Consider the following 22934-nt stretch of genomic DNA (forward strand, 5'->3'; position numbering starts at 1 on the left):
CAATGGCTTTGTTGCACAAAGATTTCATAACTATATGATTTTAAAAGTTTTGATTATTTTTTGATCCAAAATTAAATCTATTTAAATCAGATGCTTACATATTTATGCAACAAAGCCGTTCTTCAATCATCATGCTCGTCAACGATATACAATGCCGAAGATGATTATTTATACCTGACAGCTAATGTCGTTGAATCAATCCATAAATAATTTAATGAGCATTTAAGAATATCAAGCCCATTAAAAATGGGATTGATATTCTTAAAAATTAGGTAAATTTCACTCAACTATTCATCTCTGATTTCAATAGATGCAAACTCTTGTTCAGGCGTGCCTTCCACCAGATGATGTCTGCTATACAGCAGATAATACAGAATGAATAAACCATAAATTAGCGCTGCCAAACACCATACTTTTGGATTAACCATTAAACCAGCCACCACTGCAGCACAGGCCAAAACCAATGCAATACTTGAAGTGACGATGCCGCCGGGTGTTTTATATGGTCGTGCTAAATCTGGACGGGAAAAACGTAATTTAATATGCGACATCATCATCAACACATAAGAAATGGTGGCACCAAACACCGCAATCAAAATCAGCAAATCTCCTTCACCCGTTAATGACAATACAAAGCCAATTACCCCAGGAATCACAATCGCCCATTTCGGCGCATGTTTATTATTGGTGAGCGATAATATTTTCGGTAAATAACCCGCACGCGATAGGGCAAACACTTGACGCGAATAAGCATAAATAATCGAGAAGAAGCTTGCTACTAAACCTGCTAATCCCACAAAATTCACAAAACTGGCAATCCATGAATGCTGTCCATAGACTGCAATTAATGCATCAACCAATGGTGCTCCTGAGTTTTTCACTTGCTCTGCACCCATCGCACCAGCACTTAAAAACAAAATCAGCAGGGCAAATGCAGCCAGAATCAACATTGAACCAATTAAACCACGTGGTAAAGATTTGACTGGATCTTTGGCTTCTTCAGCAGCCAAAGGCACGCCCTCAACTGCAAGGAAAAACCAGATTGCAAACGGGACAGCAGCCCAAATGCCCATGTAACCGAGAGGCAAAAATGAACTCGCCCCCGCAGTATTTGGCATTACTGCAATATTAAATAAATTGGCAGCATTAAAGTGTGGAACCATTGCCACTATAAACACCAACAGCGCCACACAAGCAATTGCGGTAATGCCAAACATTATTTTCAGAGCCTCACCTGCACCTTTTAAATGAATTGCCATGAAAAACACATAGCAAAACAGATAAATCGGCCAGCCACCTATGCCAAATAAAGCTTCACAATAATTGCCAATAAAAACAGCAATTGCGGCAGGTGCGACTGCATATTCAATCAGAATTGCAGTCCCTGTAAGATAACCACCAAATTGCCCAAACGCCACTCTCGCAAAACTATAGCCCCCGCCTGCTGTTGGCAGCATGGTCGACATTTCTGACATCGACAAGCTCATGCATAGATACATAAATGCCACTACAATCGTAGCAACAAATAATCCGCCCCAACCACCTTGCGCAATACCAAAATTCCAACCTGCGAAGTCACCCGAAATCACATAAGACACCCCTAACCCCACCAACAGTAACCAACCGACGGCACCCTTTTTCAGTTGGCGTTGGGCAAAATATTCGGTGTTATCTGCGACACTCTCCGTCATTATCATTTCATTTTTCATGATGCTCGATCACCTTTTCACCAAATTCGACCACTTTAATATCGGTGAAATATCGGCTTTAAACTTGACAATAAATCATGAGCATAGTCGCTTGAAGTCAAGTTGCTCTTTTTTTTCTTTTATAAGATCAGCTCAAAGTCTGGGACTCCGCACCCAAGATCAGCATGAAAAGGAGTACAACATGAGCGTCCAACAAAATGAATATTTAAGCATTCAACAACTCTACGAATTGGCAAAAAAAGCCATGCAAACCTATCCAGCATGCTATCAAGGCGAGATCAAATTACTCTGCCAATCTGAAAATGCCACCTTTGTTGTGAAAACCGCTCAACAACAATATGCACTACGCATTCATCGTCCCAATTATCATTCCAAACAACAAATCGAAAGTGAACTAGCATGGTTAGATGCGTTAAATGCGCATGGCATCGCGGTGCCGATTGCCATTGCCGACTGTCATGGAGATAAAGTCCAAACTTTGGCACTCAGTCCAGATATTTCAAGGCATGCAGTGCTCTTTCATTGGGTGAAAGGTGTAATGCCTACAGCAGATAATGTCGATCCATGTGATTTTAAGCAGTTGGGTGAAATCACAGCACAACTGCACCTGCACAGTAAAACATGGGAGATGCCAGCCGACTTCCAACGTATTGTTTGGGATCATGAAAGTATGGTTTTTGCCGATGGACATTGGGGTGACTGGCGTCATGCCCCACAGTTAAAATCGGTAGATCATGCCGTGATTGATGAGGCAATTTGCCGTGTTGCCACCGAGCTAAATCAATTTGGGAAGTCCAAAGATCACTATGGGCTGATCCATGCTGACCTCAGACTTACCAATCTGTTGTTGAATGAAAAAAAGGTGGGTGTGATTGATTTTGACGACTGCGGCATGGGCTGGTTTATGCATGACTTAGCTGCAGCAATTAGTTTTAATGAACACTATACTGCTGCACCCAAGTGGGTCGAACAATGGTTGAATGGTTATGAAAAAATTGGGCATGTGAGTGCAGAAGAGTATGCGTTGGTTCCCACCTTTATTATGCAACGTAGAATCCAATTGATGGCTTGGTTCGGTTCACATGCCTATACCGACATGGCCAAAAGTTTGGGAGCGCAATGGTCGGATGAAACTGTGCGACTTTGCAAAAAATATCTTAACAACCAAATTCCAGCAGGTATATAAAAAATACCTGTAGGCAGAACCAAACCGTAAAGCATTGAATGGCATAGCTCTTGCTTAATTTAGAACAATATCGGTTCTGTATTAAAAGAGGCTATGCATGATTCAATTTAATCCTCTCTCCATCAACGCTCAAGACATCAGCAACCAAGGCATTTTATCAGCTGCCGCGACAGGCCTAAGTGACTTTATTCTGCAGAAAGGTGCCGATGTCGATCGCATTTTTGGGATCAGTGGTATTAATCCTGAATTATTGCTCAGCCCCACCCTCAGTTTGCAACTCACCAATTATTGCGAAGTCTTGGAACAATCCGCAAAACTATCACATTGCGATAATTTCGGACTGCATTATGGACAGCAATTTCATCCCAAAGCTTTAGGACTGATTGGCTATATTGGTTTATGTTCAGCATCGCTGGAAGATGCATTAAAGAACATGACCTCACATTTTAATCTGCATCAAAAAGATACTTTATGCCGTATGGTTGAAGTCAATGATGCCTATCGTTTCGACTACCAAGTCCAGCATGGTGCAATTTTATCGCGACGACAAGATGCCGAACTCACAGTGGGCATGTTTATGAATGTAATTCGTGAAGTCTTGGGCACACACTATTCACCACGCGAAATTCATTTTGAACACCCACGTCCCGAGTTTTGGCAAGAACACAGTAAACTGTTTAATGCATCAGTGTTTTTTGATCAGCCATTCAATTCAATTTTGATTGCCAAATCAGACCTTAAAACCGCAATGCCACAGTCAGACCCGTTGCTGCTCACCATGATGCTCGACACTTTAAAAATTCTGAATACGCAATCGCAGTCACAAAGTTTAACCAATCAAGTCCGTGCACACATTCAGCAAGATTTGATTCATGGTGAACCCAACTTGGAAAAAGTTGCACTAGATTTACATATGAGTCCATGTACCTTATCACGGCGCTTAAAATCACATGACATCACCTTTACTCAACTAATTGATCAAGTTCGTTATGAACTGGCCAAACACTATATTCAACAGAAGAATTTACCGATTTCTGAAGTAGCATTTTTATTAGGCTATTCCGAAGTCAGTGCCTTTTCCCGTGCATTCAAGCGTTGGTTTGGCTGTACACCACGCCAATTACGACATTAAGTGGTAAGACATCAATAAAAAAGAAACCCCGCTCATTGAGCGGGGTTAAATATGTATGACATTTAAGTTTATTTTTGCAGTTTACTTAAGGCTTGATCCAACGCTCCAACCAACCAATCAATATCCTTTTCTTGGAACACCAATGGTGGACGTAACTTCAAGACATTGCCATATGGTCCCGCAACAGAGGTCAGCACACGATGCGTATTACGCAATTCTTCAATCAAATCCAGTGCCAGAGCTTTATCAGGCATTTTGGTGAAACGATCTTGTACCAATTCGAAACCAATAAATAAACCAGCACCACGCACATCACCAACACAGTCATACTTTTCCATCAGCTTACGCAATTCTGTCAAAAGTAGACCACCAAGGCGCTGACTATGGGCTTGTAACTCTTCTTCTTGAATAGTTTTCAGCACGGCCTGCGCCGCTGCCATCGCCACAGGATTCCCCCCAAAGGTATTGAAATAAGGGATTTTTTGACTAAAGGCAGACAACACATGATCTTTCGCGAGTAAACCTGATACTGGAATACCATTGCCCATAGGCTTGCCTGTGGTAATGATGTCGGGCACCACACCATGACGCCCAAAACCCCAAAAAGAATCGCCTGTACGAGCAAAACCAGGCTGTACTTCATCAGCAATGAAAATACCACCATTGGCATGCACTACATCCACTGCTTTTTTCAGGAAACCAATAGGATTTGGCATTACCCCATCTGATGAAAAAATGGAATCGGCTAAGAAGCCCGCAAACTTAATGCCATTGGCATTCATATCATCAATTTGTGCTTGAATTTGCGCGGCGAACCAGTCACCTAAATCTTCGCCCTCAAAACGATATTGATCAGGTGCTGACACCAAACGAGTTGTAGCAGCTAAGGTCTGTCCTGTACCAAGCGCAGGCGAACAGCCCGAAGTAAGATCACTAGTACCATGATAGGCTTCTTGAGACACAATAATGCCCGTACCACCACTGTATTCACGGGCAATACGAATAGCCAAATCATTCGCCTCAGAACCCGTACACATATACATGGCTTTGTTAATTTCAGTCGGTGTGGTCGCTAAAAGCTCGTCGGTATAATCTAAAATGCGCTCATGTAAATAACGAGTATGTGTATTTAACATCTGCATTTGTTCATTGACAGCATTGATGACCGCAGGATGACAATGCCCAATACTGGCAACATTGTTATAAGCATCCAAATATTGATTGCCTGCGGCATCCCAAAGATACTGCCCTTGACCTTTTACGAGATGCACAGGGTTTCGATAAAACAGGCGGTAAGATTCGCCTAAATTTTGACTACGTCGATCGGTCAGTTTTCGGGTTTCAGAATCTAGTGCACTCGCATGCTCGGCACGGAAGCTATTGGTATCCATAATGGTAGATCGTGTATTCATCTACTATTCCTCTCTCACAAACTGTTTTTTAGTGCATTTGAATGATTTTTATATTGCACAGTGCTCATTTTAAAGACTTGACTTTAGAGCGCGATATGTAATTTTTGAAGTCAAATCTTATAAGATAATTTCTTCACAATACGAACGATAGGATATCTATCTGAGCACTTTTACTATAAAAAGTGAATAAATAGCCTTTAAATGAATTCGCTAAAGAAGCCTGACAAAAAATAAAATTGAATTCCATCATCCCTAATAAATGATAAAACTACTGAAATTTATTTACAGGCTCTATATTAGTAATGTTCATTTATCAACATACAAACTGAACTTTGAGCTATTTAGCAATACTCATCCAATTTTTTACTTGCTCCCCGTACCATTCCATCAACCTTACCCGCTCATCCCAATATTGCGCACGGTTATAGGCTGAGCGGATTCTGTTCTGTGGCACGTGGGCAAGCTGGCGTTCAATGGCATCTGGGTTAAATAAATTGGACTCATTCACGACAGTACTAAATAATGATCTGAACCCATGTGTAGTCATTCGTCCTACATAACCTGAACGCTTAATCACAGCTAAGATCGATTCACTACGCATAGGCTCTTTATTATTTAAACGATGTGGAAATAACAGTTCCTGATTATGAGTAAGTCTTAAAGCTTTCAGTTCCTCAATCATCATGTCCGTCAATGGCACACGATGTGGCAATCGGTTCTTCATGCGGTCTTCAGGAATATCCCACTTACGCCCTTCCAAATCAAATTCATCCCAATGTGCTTGTAGTAACTCACTGACTCGAACACCAGTCAGCATAATTAAAATGATGGCATGATGTGTCTGAGCATCACTTGGATAAGCTCTAACTTTTCTTAGAAATTCAGGCATATCTGAAGCAGATAATGATGCTAAATTTTTCACACGCTTATTTTTTAGTGCATAGACCAAATCACCTGCAGGATTATCGTAGCGATAGCCGTGTGCAATAGCGTACTTCATGACCATGCCACAGCGAGATAAGGTACGTTTGGCTACTTCAAGTGAGCCTCTTGCCTCAATCTTTTTTATGATCTGTAAAATTTCAGGAGCTTGAATCTGATTAATACGCTTATTTTCTAATGAAAGATACAATTCATCTAGAGATGCTCTGACATTGCTAATGTGCTTCGGGGACCACGTTTCTTTCTGATTCTCAAACCAATCTTCAGCTACTTCTTTAAAGAAAGGCTTTATGTCCTCATGAAGTACTGATTTTGAATGTTTATACTTAAGTTCATAAGCCATTTCTCTAGCTTTTTTCAAACTAAGTTCTGGGTATGGTCCTAGTGACTCAGATTGACGCTGCCCATGAACAGTATAGCGGACATTCCAATACTTCTGACCTTTAGTCGTAATAATCAGCGATAAACCATGTGAATCTGATAGACGATATTGCTTGTCTTTCGGTTGAGCTTTTCTACATTCTGCATCTGTGAGTGACATATCTTTAACCAGAATTTGTTGTGTTAATTTCTGGGTAAATTTTGCCAATTTTTACCCACACAAAGCAAAAATAGGGTCAAATCGCTTAGGACAGTATCGGACAATACAGCCAATAAAAAAGCCCTTAAACATTGAGTTTAAAGGCTTTTTTATATTCCGATGGACTACTTCGGAAAGAATTTTGGTGGAGGTGGCGGGAGTTGAACCCGCGTCCGCCAGCACTACGCTCGAGAATACTACATGCTTAGATATCGTCTATTGTTTTAACTCTTTGTGACCCGACGAACAGGGTACAAATCGCGATCCTCTTAATTTAGTACAAAACCCCGAGGCTTGGTTTTATACGGACTTGTGTGCGTGCGCTTCAGTCGGACTCTCTAACCACAAGTATTCGGAGAGGCGGACAAGCTGCCCTTAGGCAGCTAGAGCGTATGATTCGTCGTTTGCGACTAAAAAATGCAAATTTGATTTACGAGAGAAAATGCGCTCTCGACATGCATCTATGAGTTTCATCACCAGCGTCGAAGCCAGAAACACCCCCAAAGTAGCGGCAATCATAGCATAGTTGCTAGAAAATACGATCTATTTTCTAAACAAACACACATATTGATGCGCTTAATTACATAATTGCGCTAATATTTTGGTTTTCAAGTCCAACAATAAAATAATTTATGAGCTACTTACTTGCACTCGACCAAGGAACCACTTCGAGTCGTGCCATTATTTTCAATGAACAAGGTCAAGTTCAGGCAACGGCGCAACGCGAAACACGTATACATACCCCCCAATCAGGCTGGGTAGAACAAGATGCCCAAGAGATTTGGAGCTCACAAATTGCTGTTGTACAGCAGGCTCTGGCTTCTGCTCGTATTTTAGCCAAAGACATCAAAGCAATTGGTCTTACTAACCAAAGAGAAACGACTGTCGTATGGGATAAACGTACAGGACAGCCGCTTGCACCAGCCATTATCTGGCAAGACCGTCGCGCATTTGAATGGTGTAATCAGCTCCTACAGCAAAACTTAAAAGATAAGATTCAATCCAAAACTGGACTCCGAATTGACCCTTACTTTAGTGCAGGAAAACTGGTCTGGTTACTTGAGCATGTCAATGGTCTACGCAGACTGGCTGAACAGGGGCATGTGGCCTTTGGCACGATTGATAGTTGGCTGATTTGGAATCTTACCCAAGGTGCTCAACATGTCATCGAAGTCAGCAATGCTTCTCGCACCATGCTCATGAACTTAAGTACCCAGCAGTGGGATGAAGAGCTATTAGATTTATTTAATATTCCGTCTGCATTACTGCCGAAAATCATCAACTCAGATACCTACGTCGCAGATACCGCGGCAGGCTTGCTCGGTGCCAATATTCCGATCACAGGCATATTAGGCGACCAGCAGTCTGCACTATTTGGACAGTCCTGTTTTGACATTGGGACTGCAAAAAACACCTATGGCACAGGTTGTTTTTTGCTGTTCAATACAGGCGAGACCGTTCAATACAGTAAAAACAAACTGCTTTCGACACTGGGTTGGAAAACGCAACATCAAACCACTTATGCCCTAGAAGGCAGTGTATTTATGGCAGGTGCGATTGTTCAGTGGTTACGGGATAATTTAGGCATTATTCAAAAAAGTAGCGATGTTGAAAAATTAGCTTGTACAGTTCAAGATACCGATGGCGTCATGCTGGTTCCGGCATTTACTGGACTCGGTGCACCACATTGGGACAGTGAAGCGCGTGCCCTCTTATGTGGAATGTCACGTGGAACCAACAAAGCCCATATTGCTCGTGCAGCCTTAGAATCCATTGCCTTTCAAGTCTCTGATGTACTGACCGCCATGCAAGCCGATATTCAGCAGCCGCTGAAAGAGCTCCGCGTCGATGGTGGCGCCAGTCAAAATGATATGCTGATGCAGTTTCAAGCCGATATTTTGAATGTGCCTGTACTACGCCCTAAGATGCAGGAGTCGACTGCATGGGGTGCGGCGGCCATGGCAGGCTTAAGGTGTGGCTTATTTTCAAGTTTGGATGAAATTGCACAGTCTTGGCAGCTTGAACGTGCTTTTGAACCCAAAATGAACACAGATCAACGTGAATTTCACTTACAACAATGGCAATCCGCTTTAAGACGCGCAAAGTCAGAACTTTGATTATTTAATTCTATTGTTTTGAAATATTCAAAACATCATAAAACTGCATAACATGCAGAATAAAAAACCGCTTCTAAAAGCGGTTTTTTATTACCCTAATGCGCATGTCCGCCACCGCCTGCCCCTATTTTAGGTTTAGGACAGAGCCAAATAATGGATGCTGCAAATAGAAACACCAAAGCCAAGATCAGGAAAATATAGTTTGCCGACAAGGTCAACGCTTCTTTATCCACCAAACTAGAAATATAGCCTAATGCACCTTCCGCGCTCATTCCCTGCTGCATCAACACCGACTGAGTTTGATCTGCATGCAAACTGCCGACCATTTCACTACGTGCAACTTTAGTATGGTCGTCCCAAATAGTGACAGCAATAGATGCGCCTATCGCCCCTGCCATAGTTCTTAAGAAGTTCATTAAACCTGCGGCAGATGCCATTTCATGCGGTAATACCGATGACAGTGCCATATTTGATAATGGGATAAAGAAAAATGGCACAGCAAAGCCCTGCAAGATTTGCGGCAATGCCAATGCAAAAAAGTCAGCATCTGTGGTCCAGAACGAGCGCATCAAAGTCACCCCGCCCAAGATGCTCAAACCAAAACTGGCCAGTGCACGTTGGTCATATTTGGTTGCCAATTTCGCCACAATGGGTGACATGGCTAAACTACCAAAACCCATGGTTGCGGTTAAATAACCAGCCCAAGTTGCGGTATAACCCAAATTGATCTGTAACCACTGCGGAATCAGTACAATACTGCCAAAAAATGCGCCAAAGCCAAAGGCCAGTGCCAAGACAGAAATCGTGAAACTACGGTATCTAAAGATTTGGATATTCACCACTGGATGCCGTTCGGTCAGCTCCCAAATGGTAAAAATCACCAAGCCAATCACAGCCGTTAAAGCCAGTATCACGATCGCAGGGCTATTAAACCAATCGCGTTCATGCCCCAGATCGAGCATGAGCTGTAATGCTCCAATCCATAAAATCAGAAGAATCAATCCACCGCGATCAATTTTGAGTTTGGCCGTTGCGGTTTCCGCAGGTTTAAGCAGACGCATCGCAGCAAAAGCACACGCTATCCCAACAGGAATATTAATAAAGAAAATCCAATGCCAAGACATGTTGTCACTAATGGTTCCCCCTAAAATCGGACCAAGAATCGGACCAACCACCGTCGTCATTGCCCACATGCCCATCGCTTGGGATTGCTTTTCTGGAGGAAAAATCCGCATCAGTAACATCTGACTGAGCGGCATGATCGGGCCACCAAATAAACCTTGGCCGATGCGGCAAAAAACCAGCATTTCTAAACTGGTCGATAAACCACAAAATACCGAAAATATGGTGAAGCCAATCAGACTTAAGGTAAAAACCCTCACGCCGCCAAAACGACCTGCGAGCCAGCCTGTTAAGGGGACACAAATCGCTTCAGCCACGGCATAAGAGGTAATCACCCATGTTCCTTGCGAACTCGATACTGCAAGGCTTCCCGTAATATGAGGCACAGAAACATTGGCAATGGTCATGTCCAGCACGACCATAAAGTTGGCCAAAGCAAGGACGAAAGCCGCCAACATCAGGCGACCACCCTTTAAGTCACCATAGGGAACGTAGCTATTCATGCGCAACTACTTCGATTTCAAATCGATTTGAGCTTCCATCGACAAGCCAACACGTAAAGGATGTTCAGCCAGCTCTTTCGGGTCGAGTTGAATACGCACAGGCAAACGCTGTACCACTTTAATCCAGTTGCCTGTGGCATTTTGTGCAGGAATCAGCGCGAAGGCAGAACCTGTTCCACCAGAGAAGCCCAAGACCGTGCCATGGAACTCAACTGAGTCGCCATACAAATCTGAGGTTAAAACTGCTTTTTGCCCTGGGCGTACATTTTTAAGCTGGCTTTCTTTAAAGTTCGCGTCGACATATAACTGTGAAATTGGCACCACCACCATGAGTACCGAACCCGGTGCCACACGCTGTCCAACTTGAATTTTTCGGCTCGTCACCACCCCATCAAATGGTGCTTTAATTTCAGTCCGTTCTAAATCAAGTAAAGCTTGTTTCAGTTTTGCTTGAGCAACCAAAACATCGGGAGTCGAATTTTCATTGCTGCCTTGAATTAAAGCTTCATTTGCAGCCAAATTACTTTGCGCAGCTTTCTGACTGGATTTAGCCTGCGCCCAACCCGCTTGCGCCAAGTTATAGCCCGCTTGTGCATTATTTAAAGCAGCTTGTGCCGTGCTTAATTCTTCTTTAGAAATCGCGCCTGTCGCACTCAACTGCTGACGACGGTTCAAATCATCTTGCGCTTTATCTAACTCCGCTTTGGCTTTAGCCACTTGTGCTTCAGCACTATGAATGGCGTCATCACTCACAAAGACTTGCGAGTTTAGAGAGCTGCTGTTGGCCGCACTTTGTTTATACTGGCGCTGCGCTTTAAGTAATTCGGCCTGAGCTTGCGCTACAGCAATTTCGGCATCACGATGATCGACCAAAACTAACACATCGCCTTGCTTTACAGTTTGCGTGTCACTGACCAACACTTTTTCAACTTGGCCTGTCACCATAGAGGTAATCGAGGCCGTTTCCGCGCCCACATAAGCATTATCAGTTGAAACCGAATGGTTAAAGAACAGTTTCCAAATCAAGAATAAAATGGCAGCAATGATCAGGATCATAGCCACGAAACCTAAGCTTTTCTTACGTTTAGCTTTCAGTGCTTGATCATTGATTTGATCGGCTGGATCAGTATCTGGCAGTGTATTTGGGGCATCTGTCATTGATTTTTCCTAAATCTAACAGACTTGGTCAGCCGGCATCATCCCTACGAAAGGGACATCAGACAAGTATTGTCTGCATTGGTGTCGATGAGAAAGTCACAATAAAATTTGATGCATTCTAAGAGCAAATAATCACATTTTGAGAAAATAAATTGTAACTGCTCAGTCTATTTTAGTTTGCAGCATCCAACTTCCTATTAGATGCTATAAATTTCACTTGAATATTAACCACTTAATTAATTTAAAACTAATAAGCATAAGAAGCAATCGCTGTTGCAATCGATTTGCCTTCATCATTGACCATGGTCATGCGCATCGTGCAGCCTTTACGCCCCAATCTTAGGGTTTCAGCACGGGCAATAAAATATTTTCCACGTCCCGGCGCGAGATAATCGACCCGCATATCGACTGTAGCTAAACGGGATACTTTTTTAATGGTGTCCGTAATCGTGTCAGGTTCCGCTTTTTTATACAACTCCCCCATCGCTACAATGCCACCAATACTGTCTAAAACTGTTGCAGCCACGCCCCCATGTAAAATTTGGAACGCGACATTGCCAATTAAGTAATCTTGCATATCGATATAGGCTTCAATTTGCCCATCAACGACTCGCATAGTCATGGTGTTGTGCTTAAAAAATGGCGACGCATTAAAAGCCTTAACCAACTGCTCAAAAACTACATCAATATCCACTTTTGCTCCTAAGTGTATGCTGCCCGTCCAGCTTTTTTCACCACTACTCATAACAATCTGCTTCACTCTTAAAACAATAAAAACCCGTCAATATGTGCCCAAAGCCATAAGATAGGTCTACAATACTGACCTAGTTTAATACCGATTATCGAGATTTGTATGACCTATACGTTCAATCGTCCCGCCTTCCCCGCTACTCGCATGCGCCGTATTCGTAAAAATGAACATCTGCGCTCTATGGTTCGCGAGACCCATTTAACGACAGATCATCTTATCTATCCAGTATTTGTCCTGCCGGGACAGAACCAGACGCAAGACATCCCCAGTATGCCGAAGGTGCAACGCCTATCTGCGGACTTACTCTTAAAAAAAGCAGAACGTTTACTTGAACTTGGCGTATCGAAACTGGCGCTATTTCCAGTTACTCCCCAAGATGATAAAAGCTTAAGTGCCGAAGCAGCATGGCGTGAAGATGGTGTAGTTCAAAACACGCTACGTCTGCTCAAAAAAGAATTACCTGAAATGGTGCTGATTACCGATGGTGCACTTGACCCGTATACTACGCACGGTCAAGACGGCATCATTGATGACACGGGTTATGTACTCAATGACGAAACCGTTGAAGCCCTGATCAAACAAGGATTAAGCCACGCTGAAGCTGGAGCAGATGTCTTTGCACCAAGTGACATGATGGATGGTCGTATCGGTGCGATTCGTCAAGCCTTTGAAGCCAATGGTCATATCTACACCTCAATCATGGCCTATTCAGCAAAATACGCGTCGAGCTTCTATGGCCCTTTCCGTGATGCGGTCGGTTCATCCAGCAACCTCAAAGGTGGCAACAAATACAACTATCAAATGGATGTCGGCAACCGCGCAGAAGCATTACACGAAATTGCCCTCGATATTCAAGAAGGGGCTGACATGGTGATTGTGAAACCGGGTATGCCATATTTGGACATTGTCCGCGAAGTCAAAGACAACTTCGGTGTGCCGACTTTCGTTTACCAAGTCAGTGGCGAATATGCCATGCTCGCAGCGGCCATCCAAAACGACTGGTTATCGGACAGCGTGATTATTGAATCACTGATGAGCTGCCGCCGCGCGGGTGCAGATGGCATCTGGACCTATTTTGCAGAAGAAGCTGCACTGAAACTAAAAGACATGAAGTAACAGCCTGTTTAGAAGGATTGAGTTGCAATGCATATTGCCATCATTGGCGCAGGAATCAGTGGTTTACTGACAGCGCTTGAGCTGATTGAACACGGTTGTTCGGTTGAGATTTTTGACCAACAGCAAGCGGGACAAGCGGCTTCATGGGCAGGTGGAGGGATTCTCTCCCCGATGTACCCATGGCGCTATCCACAAAGTGTCAATGACCTCGCCAAATATGGCAAAAGCATGTATCAAGCATGGAATGAAAAAATTAGTCCGGTTTCGGGGATAGATTTTGAAATCCACGAAACAGGTATGCTGATTTTTGATGAAACTGATTTTGACATTGGCCTAAATTATAAAGATCAACATCAAGAACCAATGCAGCATTGTGAACTTTTACAACGCGAGCAACTAGAACAGGTCAATCCGCGCATTTCCTCGCGCTTTCAACAAGCCATCCATTTTCCGCAGTTGGCCAATGTCCGCAATCCGCGACTGCTCAAGTCGATTGTGGAATATCTCAAACGGCAGCCACAAGTCATCTTTCATGAGCAAACGTGGGTACATACCTTTGACATAGTCAATCAGCAAGTTCAAGGGATAAAAACTGCTGATGGTCAGAGCTACCATGCAGATCATGTGGTGATTGCAACAGGCGCATGGTCACAGCATTGGTCCGAACAACTCCAGTGCAGCATTCCAGTGAACCCCGTACAAGGGCAAATGTTACTGTTTAAAACTCCGGAAAACTGGCTATCAACCATGTGTATGAATCAGGTTATGTATCTGATTCCACGTTTGGACGGTCATATCGTTTGTGGTTCAAGCATGGCGGATGTCGGTTTTGACCAACGCCCTTCTCTACAGACCCAGCAAAATATTTATAAAGCATGTTTGGACATGGTGCCTGAGCTGGCCGATTTCCCAATTGTGAAGCATTGGGCAGGTCTACGCCCAAGTTCACCAACAGGTGTTCCTTATATCGGAGCATTCCCCGAAATAGCCAATCTCTGGGCAAACTTCGGTCACTATAGAAATGGTCTATGTATGGGGCCCGCATCTGCACGACTGCTACGCGAATTGATGTTGGAGCAAAGCTTAACGGTTGACGCCAGCGCCTATAGCCCTGAGCGTTTGGTAAGCTTTGCTTGATCAAACGCTACTTGGCTAAATTTTGCGGTTGAATAATGTGGATCAAGGCTTCTTTTAAAGTGGGATATTTAAACTCAAACCCCTGTGCGTTCAATGCTTCGGGGCGAACAAATTGACCATTCAGCACCAATTGAGACTGCTCACCTAACAGTAACTTCAGCACAAAAGCAGGTAAAGAAAGTACAGGTCTACGTTTCAGAATTTGCGCTGCGGTTTGTGCAAATGCTGACTGGGTGACTTTTTCTGGACTGACGACATTAAAAACTTGTGCAGTGGTTTCATGCAACATTAGAAACTCAATCGCTCGCAGCACGTCTTGAATATGCACCCAGACCACAGGTTGCCGCCCCGAACCAATAAGTCCACATAAGTTCATTTTGATCGGAAACAACATTTGCGGCAAAATGCCAGCCCCACGTCCAAAGACCACACCTAAACGAATAATTTTGGTATTTTGCGAAGTGTCTTGCCGTGCAGATTGTTCCCATTTTTGACACAAATCTGACATAAAAATAGACTGCGACGCTGACTGCTCATTACAACACTCTGTCCATTGTTCAGTCGGATCAATACCGTAATAGCCCACTGCAGAACCTGAAATAATACATTTCGGTTGAATCTTTCTTTTAGCGAGATATTGATAGAGTATTGTCGTGGTTTCAACACGACTGGCGATCAGCTTTTGCTTGCGGGCATCTGTCCAACGTCCCTGAGCAATACTTTCCCCAGCCAAATTCACCACATAATCAATGCGATCATGCTTGAGTTCTTCTAAAGCTCGAATCCAAGTCAAATGTGGGTGAATTTTAGGCAAATTTTTCTGTCGACTTAAGCCAATCACTTCATAATCTTTTTCTAATAAATAATCGAGCAAGTTTGAACCAATAAAACCACTTGCTCCTGTCACCAATACACGTTCTTTTTGCATAGCGTGATCTCAAATGATGCTTTTGCTCAAACTATAGCATTTAGAGGAAAGCTTTACGATTGATCGATCATTTTTGCTGCCATACGCTCCGCTTGTTTGCCATAAAACCAGTAAGTCAGCACATACAGCGGAATCGCAATCAATAAAATCAGAATCACCACCATACTGATAAACTGTGGTTGTTGGACGTAGAGCATAAAGTTTTGCCAAACTTCAGCATCTCCCTGCGCAAAGATAAATAAACCTAACATGAGAAAGGCAAAGTTATAGCTCCAAAAAATCAGACTAAAACCTAAAGTGAATTTTTTCCGTTCTACTTGGGTTGGCGCACGGCGTTGTTGCTTAATAAATTTAAGTAAAACCCAAATCATGGCCACCAAATAAGGTACAGCCGTTAATACCGTTCCCATCCCTGTCGGAAGTAGAGCAGCGAGTACACCACAGATACAACTAAAGACAAAACATATGAAAAAAAACCAGAGAAAATATCGTGTTAGCGAAATCATAGCGCTACTTTAAACCCAGCCAAAAAATCATTATAAAAAAAATTCAGTTTTTTTTCATTTTCATGTCAACCAATCGAAGTTGATGTGCGTTAATTAGGGTACAAGGTCGCAGCAACCGTCAACATTGTACCGGCATCCACAATACGTACGGTGACCTTTCCTAGAGCAATAAGATTGGCTCCAAATTTAAATGTTGTCAGCAGCCGACATTTAAGCGTGAAGCAGTTTTCTTTGACCGACGATTCCATCATCACTCGAATCGTCGGTCTTTATTTTTTTGAGGACTGATTTTTCAGTGCTCCATCACCTCAATAGATCAAGAAGCCCTTAAAAGTTAATATGAGTTTAAGTGCTGGACGTCTTCTGCATCCTGAATGACATAACCATTACGTCCCCGCTCTTTGGCCAAATACAGATTCTGATCGACCTCTTTTAAAAAGGCCATTTTGTCATTTTTTTGCGTTGGGATAATGGTCTTCACCCCTAAACTGACCGATAAACGCTGATCCAATGGTGATGTACTATGGCAAATATCAGCGGTACGGATACTCTGTAAAATACGCTCCACCACTTCAATTGCAGACGCTTGTGTTGTATCAGGCAATATCAAAATAAACTCTTCCCCGCCAAAACGTGCGACCAAATCACGTGGTCGTGAGACACTTTTTTTCAGTATTTGTGCAATTTGTTTCAGACAAGCATCACCGAGAAGATGACCATTATGATCGTTGTATTGTTTAAAATAATCGATATCCAATAAGATGAGGGTCAAAGGTTGCTGTTCACGCTGGGCATTGAGCCACTCACGTTGGTAGCTATCTTCAAAGAAGCGACGGTTGGCAATCTCCGTCAGACCGTCTTGATACGAATATTCTTCCAGTTGTTTTTTCAGTATTTCTAACTCTTGTTCCTGTTTTTTACGCTCCGAAATATCGAACATAAATCCAACCAAACTATCGACTTCCCCATTGGGTTTGCGCACTACATGCACCACATCGCGAATCCAAATATATTCTCCATTTATGGTCAGTGCGCGATAATCCGCCTCATGATCAACCCCAGAAATCGACTGCGCCACACAAAAATCAACCACCCATGCACGATCATTTTCATGCATTCGCATCGCCCAATCTTCGACTGTTCTCCACGAGTCTTGCTTCCAACCCAGCACTTTTTCAATTTGTGGGCCAATATAACTAAACTTTTTGGTACCCCAATCAATACTCCAAGGAATAGCAAGTGTTGATTCAATCAGCGTCTTATACACCAGATCATTGACAATACGGGGCGAACTGAAAATAGAATCAGACATAGTTATGTTCTCCTTATACCTTGTCCTATTCAAGGCATAACTTATTTTTTAGACATTCTGCATAAATCATTCTTATAAAGTCTCAAAATTGAATCCGTGATCGATGTTCACATTTCATTTACGACTTCGACACGATATACAATTTCATAGAATTACATAATACCCCATTAAAAGAACATTTTTTAATCAAAATTTATCTTTTTACTATGGTGTTAATCAAATAAACCCATCACATTCTTTTTCACATAATCGCTCAATAGTTTTTCTGTGCAATTCAACTTAAAAATAGGCACTCAACTATCAGGTCAAAGATTGTCGTCGTAGCGACAATTATCCATCGCATAATTTTGATTTATGTTAGCTTATAGCTCTATTGCGCTTTGAGCTTGGGGTATCTATGGCTGTTCGTTTTTTTCATACATCTGATTGGCATTTGGGACAGTTTTTTTATAACCATTCCCGTCAGTATGAACATGAACAGTTTTTAGCATGGTTACTGGAACAAATCAGTGCAAGACAGCCAAATGCGCTTTTGATTGCAGGAGACATTTTCGATGTCATCAACCCTGCATCGTCCGCACAAAAGCAACTCTATCAGTTCTTAGCAGATGCGCATGCACGTGCACCGCATATGCAAACCCTGATGATTGCAGGCAACCACGACTCAGGCTACCGAATTGAACAAGTTGAACCGTTACTGGCCAAATACAATGCCAAAGCCGTGGGAGTGATTCATAAAATCAGCCAACAGCAGATCGATCTTGAGCATTTATTGGTGCCAATTTTAGATGAGCAACAAAATACTGTGGCATGGTGTCTGAGCCTGCCCTTTTTACGTCCTGCTGAAATTACAGGCTTTAATGAACACACCACCAATAGCCAAAATGCGATTGCCTATTTGCATCAACAACTGATTGCTGAGGCCAAAGCCCGCAAAACAGCAGATCAAGCCCTGATTTTAATGTCTCATGCACATATGCAAGGCGGCGAAACCTCTGACTCTGAGCGTCCTATAGTAATTGGGAATGAAGAAGCACTCTCCACGACATTATTTGATGAAATCATTGACTATGTGGCACTCGGGCATTTGCATAAACCTCAAAAAGTCGGTGAAGAGCATATCCGCTATAGTGGCTCCCCGATTCCACTATCTTTTAGTGAAATTAACTATAAACATCAAATTGTTGAAGTGACACTTGATCCCACACAAAACGATTCATCCCGTTTTCAATTGAATGTTTTAGCAATACCACGAAGTATTCAACTGCATAAAATACGCGGTGAACTCAATGAAGTACTGGAAAAGCTGCAAGCACTGCCTCAAGGTGCCATCCCAGAGATTGATCAACGTGAATATGTCGATATTGAATACCATACTACTGTTCCACCGCAGCCCAATTTAAGACAACAATTCGAAGAGGCTCTACCCAAAGACCGTTATCGTTTAGTCCGTATTTCACGTCAATATTTAACGACTGAGCAAGACCCCAATGCACCTGCTAAAGTAAGTTTAGAGCCGCCGACACCAGAAAAACTGTTTCAGCAAATTTGGGGAAAACAGGGTTATCACAATGATGTAGAAGTGTTAAACGATTTCATGAGCTTAGTGCGTGAAGCAGAACAATCCCTTGCAGATGAACACGAGGCTTAAAGGTTTAGTATGAATATTTTATCAATTCGAATTAAGAACCTTGCTTCACTTTCTGGGGAACATCTGATTGATTTTGAAAGTGATCCCTTAGCCAGTGCAGGTCTGATTGCCATTGTAGGGAAAACAGGCGCAGGTAAATCCACCATTTTAGATGCCATGTGTTTGGCCCTATTTAACCGTATTCCACGGTTAAAAGACAGTGATGGCAAACTACAAGATGTCGATGGCTCAGAGCTACTTACCAACTCCCCCTTGACCGTACTGCGTCGTGGCACTGCACATGGCTATGCCGAGCTTTGCTTTATTGCACAAGACCAAAAGCGCTATATCGCGCGTTGGGAATTAAAACGTTCACGGGAAAAAGCTGACGGAAAACTGCAAAGTGTGCAGCGCTCTTTAAAATGTGTCACCGATGGTGTTGTGGTTGCGGATAAAAGAAGTAGTGTCGATCAAGAAATTAAAAGAATTACTCAGCTCAGTTTTGAACAATTTACTCGTGCCGTTTTATTGGCTCAATCTGAGGTCACTGTTTTTTTAAAAGCACGGGACAATGAACGTGGCGAATTGCTGGAATATCTAACCAATTCCGCTATTTTTGGGAAAATTGGTCAACTGGCTTATGAAAAAACCAAATCCGTCGCCACGCAGCGCAAAGAACTGGAAAATGTGCTGGGTCATATTGAACTGTTAACCGATGAACAAGTCACTGCATTATCGACAGAGTTTCAGCAGTGCGACAGAAATTATAAACTGCTTGAAACTCAAAAGTCGCAACTGGAAAAACAACAACAATGGTTTGAGCGCAAACATAAACTCGACAGTGAAATCATTAGCAAACAACAACTCTTCGATACACAAAGCAAGTTACAACAAGATTTAACTCCTGAGCGCGAACACTTGGCTCGTTTGGAGATCTTTTCAGAAATTCGTGCTGTGGTATTCCAACAACAACAGTTACAGCAAACTGTGCAGCAACTGACGCCCCGTATTCAACAACAGCAACAACTGTTCGATCATTTACAACTTAAATTTGAAAGTGAAAAAGTCCAATTTACGCAAGCTGAAATGGCAGTGAATAAACTACAACAGTTTGAAAGTACCCATCATGCTGCATTAAATGAGGTGCGTAGATGTATTCAAGAACGTGATTTCATTGGGGCTGAGTTTAAGAAAATTCAGGAAAAATTGCAGGCTTTAGAGCAGTCTAAGCTGCCCCTAAGCCAGCAACAACAAAAGCTTGAACAGCAGATTCAACACATTGAGCGACAGCAAACCGAGTGTAAGCAGCAACTGGAAAGCTCACAACAGTTTGTAAACTTAGACAAAGGTCTCAGCGCCCATACTCAACAGCTAGAACAGTTCATTCATCAATATCAAAAAATTGAACATCAACTCGGGCCTCGTGCTCAGGCAGAACATCGGCTAGCATCAGAAAAAGAACAATTGCAGCAGTCGATTCAACAGTTCGGGACGATCGAACAACTTGAAATCAAAGTTGTGCAAACACAGCAGCAACGTGAGTTGAAAATTAATCAGCTCAGTCAATTCGAGCTGATTCAGCAAAAAATTCAGCAGTTTTTTGACTTACAGGCTGAGTCTACAGAACAGCAAGTACAACTCGACAATGCCAAAACACAGCTTCAAGCCGTGCAACACAATAGCCAACAAGCAGAACAAGCCTTTCAATCTGCCAAAAGTGAACGCATCCAACTGCAACAGGTTTTGCAACAACAACGACTTTTGCATGCTGAAAATATCGAAGATTTACGCTCGGCACTCCAAGACGGCGAACCCTGTTTAGTCTGTGGCAGTACCTCACATCCTTATAAACTGGAAGATACTGCGCTCTCCAAGGCCCTCTTTGAGCTTCAACAACAGCAGGAACAACAGGCAACACTGAAAGAACAAAATTGCTTTGATGGCTGGCAACAAGCGCAGCAGCAGCTGACTAAACTGAATACTGAAATAGAACAACGCCAAACTTTAATTCAGCAACTTTCTGAAAAAATTAGTACTTTGCAACACGTGTTAATCGCACACAGTCAAACAGCAAATATGGCACTCGACTTCACCCTAACAGCATTGGAGTTGAAGAGTCAGTTCATGCAAATGGCTGAGCAATATCACTCGGATTTGCAACAACTCAAACAACAGTCTGAGCAGTTCCAACACAATATTAAAATCCAGCAACAATGCATCCAAGACATTCAAAAAATTGAACATTTACTACAAACAGCGAACGGTTTGCACAACCAAGTTCAGCATATCGTGCAGTGCTTCTCTGAGGCTGAGAAAACAGCTTGGCAACAGCAGCCCCCCCAAACCGCTCAGCAAATCTTGATACGTCTAAATACACGTTCACAACAACTGGAACAGTTGGAACAATGGCGTCAGCAATGCGAACAAACCACGCAACAGTTCAAGACCAATCAACTGAATATCGAAAATACCAGTAGGCACATCGCTGAAACTAACAAGCAGCTTAGTGAGATCAAACAAAGAGGACAGCAAAATACAGAAATAGCCAATCAATTAATCCAACAAATGACAGGCTTAACGGACATCAAAGCCAATGAATGGCTCATTCAGCACGATCAACATCGCCAGCTGATGCAAAGCCATTATCAACAGCTGAAACAGCATTTTGAGCAATTGCGCCATCAATTCGAACAAGAAAAAAATCAGCTAGAACAGCTCAAAGCCCAGTTACAGCAGAATCAGACCAGTGCCAGCCAAGTAGAAAATACCCTTCAACACTGGCTCAATGCGCATCCTGATTTCCATAAGCCTGATTTAGATGCGCTGGCTCAAATTAACTTGGCTCAGGAACAACACATCCGTCAGAAATTACAGCATGCAGAACGCCTAGTAAATGAAGCACATGCTGCATTGAAAACTATGCAAGAGCAGTTGAGTGAACATCTGGGCCATCAACCTGAGATTGACCCAGCACAGTTACAACAGCAAATGCAGGAGCATCAAGCGGCACTGCAAACACAACTTGAAATACGCGATCAGCTCAAACTCAAACTCGAGTTGCATCAGCAAAATGTCGCAAAACAAAAGCAATTTGCAGATCAGATTCAAGCCATACAACAGGAAGAACACCGTTGGGGGAAAATTTCAGGTCTCATGGGAGATGCCACGGGCAAAAAATTCCGTGATTATGCGCAGCAATATAATCTCGATATTTTACTGGAACATGCAAACCAACAGCTCAACCAACTCTCACAGCGTTATACCTTAAAACGTTTAGAACATTCGCTGAGTCTGGCCATTATTGATCATGACATGGATGGAGAAACCCGCTCTGTTGCATCACTCTCTGGGGGCGAGTCGTTCCTGACTGCCCTTGCCCTATCTCTTGCCATTGCCAATATGGCCTCAGGGTCAATGAAAATCGAATCTCTATTTATTGATGAAGGCTTTGGGACTTTAGATGCATCGTCCCTGCACATGGTCATGAATGCTCTCGATCAACTGCAAAACCAAGGACGTAAGGTGGTGCTGATTTCACACATCCAAGAAATGCATGAGCGTATTCCTGTGCAAATCCAAGTCAAAGCTTTGGGCGCAGGTGCTAGTACCATTGAGGTGGTGGGATAATTTCAGATTTTTGAAAGTCAAAGTTTGATTTGTTTTAAGACACCACCTCTCGGTTAGAAATAAAGG

General features: G+C 42.8%; 16 protein-coding genes and 1 other RNA gene. 7 read left to right on the forward strand and 10 right to left on the reverse strand.

All coding sequences use genetic code 11. The features are described 5' to 3' along the window. Positions 1 to 287: 287 nt before the first annotated feature. Positions 288 to 1709: an ethanolamine permease gene (eat, locus tag ACF8FD_RS07505; RefSeq protein WP_178927753.1), complete on the reverse strand. Its 1422-nt coding sequence runs from the start codon at positions 1707 to 1709 to the stop codon at positions 288 to 290. A gap of 181 nt (positions 1710 to 1890) precedes the next feature. On the opposite strand from eat, the gene ACF8FD_RS07510 reads away from it, so the two are divergent. Both ACF8FD_RS07510 and ACF8FD_RS07515 read left to right on the forward strand, forming a co-directional pair. Further along, on the forward strand, positions 1891 to 2895 hold the full coding sequence (locus ACF8FD_RS07510; protein WP_178927754.1) for a phosphotransferase enzyme family protein: 1005 nt from the start codon (positions 1891 to 1893) through the stop codon (positions 2893 to 2895). Positions 2896 to 2992: 97 nt separating this feature from the next. Next, a complete protein-coding gene (locus ACF8FD_RS07515) occupies positions 2993 to 4027 on the forward strand; it encodes an AraC family transcriptional regulator (RefSeq protein ID WP_178927755.1) in 1035 nt (344 codons plus the stop codon). Positions 4028 to 4095: 68 nt separating this feature from the next. On the opposite strand, the gene ACF8FD_RS07520 is transcribed toward ACF8FD_RS07515, so the two are convergent. The 3 genes from ACF8FD_RS07520 to ssrA all read right to left on the reverse strand — a co-directional run bounded on the left by ACF8FD_RS07520 (position 4096) and on the right by ssrA (position 7463). Further along, the gene (locus ACF8FD_RS07520; protein WP_096911423.1) at positions 4096 to 5439 is read right to left on the reverse strand and encodes an aspartate aminotransferase family protein; all 1344 of its coding nucleotides are present in this window, start codon (positions 5437 to 5439) and stop codon (positions 4096 to 4098) included. 337 nt (positions 5440 to 5776) lie between these two features. Then, positions 5777 to 6922: a tyrosine-type recombinase/integrase gene (locus ACF8FD_RS07525; protein WP_205667057.1), complete on the reverse strand. Its 1146-nt coding sequence runs from the start codon at positions 6920 to 6922 to the stop codon at positions 5777 to 5779. A 182-nt stretch (positions 6923 to 7104) separates the two neighbouring features. Then, positions 7105 to 7463: a transfer-messenger RNA gene (gene ssrA, locus ACF8FD_RS07530) on the reverse strand. A 130-nt stretch (positions 7464 to 7593) separates the two neighbouring features. On the opposite strand from ssrA, the gene glpK reads away from it, so the two are divergent. After that, a complete protein-coding gene (glpK, locus tag ACF8FD_RS07535) occupies positions 7594 to 9078 on the forward strand; it encodes a glycerol kinase GlpK (protein ID WP_205667058.1) in 1485 nt (494 codons plus the stop codon). A 95-nt stretch (positions 9079 to 9173) separates the two neighbouring features. Here glpK and ACF8FD_RS07540 read toward each other — a convergent pair whose 3' ends face one another. The 3 genes from ACF8FD_RS07540 to ACF8FD_RS07550 all read right to left on the reverse strand — a co-directional run bounded on the left by ACF8FD_RS07540 (position 9174) and on the right by ACF8FD_RS07550 (position 12606). Then, entirely contained in the window at positions 9174 to 10703 is a 1530-nt protein-coding gene (locus ACF8FD_RS07540; RefSeq protein ID WP_392453302.1) for a DHA2 family efflux MFS transporter permease subunit, read from the reverse strand. 6 nt (positions 10704 to 10709) lie between these two features. Then, the gene (locus tag ACF8FD_RS07545; protein WP_279691553.1) at positions 10710 to 11861 is read right to left on the reverse strand and encodes an efflux RND transporter periplasmic adaptor subunit; all 1152 of its coding nucleotides are present in this window, start codon (positions 11859 to 11861) and stop codon (positions 10710 to 10712) included. A 247-nt stretch (positions 11862 to 12108) separates the two neighbouring features. Further along, positions 12109 to 12606, reverse strand: coding sequence for a thioesterase family protein (locus ACF8FD_RS07550; protein WP_205668145.1), 498 nt, complete (start codon positions 12604 to 12606; stop codon positions 12109 to 12111). A gap of 108 nt (positions 12607 to 12714) precedes the next feature. Here ACF8FD_RS07550 and hemB point away from each other — a divergent pair, with 108 nt between their 5' ends. Together hemB and thiO are read left to right on the forward strand one after the other, a co-directional pair. Then, entirely contained in the window at positions 12715 to 13728 is a 1014-nt protein-coding gene (hemB, locus tag ACF8FD_RS07555) for a porphobilinogen synthase (protein ID WP_392453303.1), read from the forward strand. Positions 13729 to 13755: 27 nt separating this feature from the next. After that, entirely contained in the window at positions 13756 to 14865 is a 1110-nt protein-coding gene (thiO, locus tag ACF8FD_RS07560) for a glycine oxidase ThiO (protein WP_281963962.1), read from the forward strand. Positions 14866 to 14872: 7 nt separating this feature from the next. On the opposite strand, the gene ACF8FD_RS07565 is transcribed toward thiO, so the two are convergent. The 3 genes from ACF8FD_RS07565 to ACF8FD_RS07575 all read right to left on the reverse strand — a co-directional run bounded on the left by ACF8FD_RS07565 (position 14873) and on the right by ACF8FD_RS07575 (position 17611). Beyond that, on the reverse strand, positions 14873 to 15793 hold the full coding sequence (locus ACF8FD_RS07565; RefSeq protein WP_224467297.1) for a TIGR01777 family oxidoreductase: 921 nt from the start codon (positions 15791 to 15793) through the stop codon (positions 14873 to 14875). A gap of 53 nt (positions 15794 to 15846) precedes the next feature. Then, positions 15847 to 16299, reverse strand: coding sequence for an ABZJ_00895 family protein (locus tag ACF8FD_RS07570; RefSeq protein WP_392453304.1), 453 nt, complete (start codon positions 16297 to 16299; stop codon positions 15847 to 15849). Between the two features lie 334 nt (positions 16300 to 16633). Next, positions 16634 to 17611 (reverse strand): sensor domain-containing diguanylate cyclase, encoded by a 978-nt coding sequence (locus ACF8FD_RS07575; RefSeq protein ID WP_010326025.1) that lies wholly within the window; start codon positions 17609 to 17611, stop codon positions 16634 to 16636. Positions 17612 to 18008: 397 nt separating this feature from the next. On the opposite strand from ACF8FD_RS07575, the gene ACF8FD_RS07580 reads away from it, so the two are divergent. After that, positions 18009 to 19262 carry an exonuclease SbcCD subunit D C-terminal domain-containing protein gene (locus ACF8FD_RS07580; RefSeq protein WP_392453305.1) on the forward strand — a complete coding sequence of 418 codons (1254 nt, stop codon included), beginning with the start codon at positions 18009 to 18011 and terminating at the stop codon, positions 19260 to 19262. A 9-nt stretch (positions 19263 to 19271) separates the two neighbouring features. Beyond that, positions 19272 to 22868: an AAA family ATPase gene (locus ACF8FD_RS07585; protein WP_392453306.1), complete on the forward strand. Its 3597-nt coding sequence runs from the start codon at positions 19272 to 19274 to the stop codon at positions 22866 to 22868. Positions 22869 to 22934 lie beyond the last annotated feature (66 nt).

The sequence above is a fragment of the Acinetobacter sp. TYF_19 genome, from assembly GCF_043105125.1.
Classification (GTDB): Bacteria; Pseudomonadota; Gammaproteobacteria; order Pseudomonadales; family Moraxellaceae; genus Acinetobacter; species Acinetobacter johnsonii.

Bases quoted from the DNA above. Each gene is read 5' to 3' on its own strand.
- eat (WP_178927753.1), bottom strand. From the start codon at position 1,709: ATGAAAAATGAAATGATAATGACGGAGAGTGTCGCAGATAACACCGAA.
- ACF8FD_RS07510 (WP_178927754.1), top strand. From the start codon at position 1,891: ATGAGCGTCCAACAAAATGAATATTTAAGCATTCAACAACTCTACGAA.
- ACF8FD_RS07515 (WP_178927755.1), top strand. From the start codon at position 2,993: ATGATTCAATTTAATCCTCTCTCCATCAACGCTCAAGACATCAGCAAC.
- ACF8FD_RS07520 (WP_096911423.1), bottom strand. From the start codon at position 5,439: ATGAATACACGATCTACCATTATGGATACCAATAGCTTCCGTGCCGAG.
- ACF8FD_RS07525 (WP_205667057.1), bottom strand. From the start codon at position 6,922: ATGTCACTCACAGATGCAGAATGTAGAAAAGCTCAACCGAAAGACAAG.
- glpK (WP_205667058.1), top strand. From the start codon at position 7,594: ATGAGCTACTTACTTGCACTCGACCAAGGAACCACTTCGAGTCGTGCC.
- ACF8FD_RS07540 (WP_392453302.1), bottom strand. From the start codon at position 10,703: ATGAATAGCTACGTTCCCTATGGTGACTTAAAGGGTGGTCGCCTGATG.
- ACF8FD_RS07545 (WP_279691553.1), bottom strand. From the start codon at position 11,861: ATGACAGATGCCCCAAATACACTGCCAGATACTGATCCAGCCGATCAA.
- ACF8FD_RS07550 (WP_205668145.1), bottom strand. From the start codon at position 12,606: ATGAGTAGTGGTGAAAAAAGCTGGACGGGCAGCATACACTTAGGAGCA.
- hemB (WP_392453303.1), top strand. From the start codon at position 12,715: ATGACCTATACGTTCAATCGTCCCGCCTTCCCCGCTACTCGCATGCGC.
- thiO (WP_281963962.1), top strand. From the start codon at position 13,756: ATGCATATTGCCATCATTGGCGCAGGAATCAGTGGTTTACTGACAGCG.
- ACF8FD_RS07565 (WP_224467297.1), bottom strand. From the start codon at position 15,793: ATGCAAAAAGAACGTGTATTGGTGACAGGAGCAAGTGGTTTTATTGGT.
- ACF8FD_RS07570 (WP_392453304.1), bottom strand. From the start codon at position 16,299: ATGATTTCGCTAACACGATATTTTCTCTGGTTTTTTTTCATATGTTTT.
- ACF8FD_RS07575 (WP_010326025.1), bottom strand. From the start codon at position 17,611: ATGTCTGATTCTATTTTCAGTTCGCCCCGTATTGTCAATGATCTGGTG.
- ACF8FD_RS07580 (WP_392453305.1), top strand. From the start codon at position 18,009: ATGGCTGTTCGTTTTTTTCATACATCTGATTGGCATTTGGGACAGTTT.
- ACF8FD_RS07585 (WP_392453306.1), top strand. From the start codon at position 19,272: ATGAATATTTTATCAATTCGAATTAAGAACCTTGCTTCACTTTCTGGG.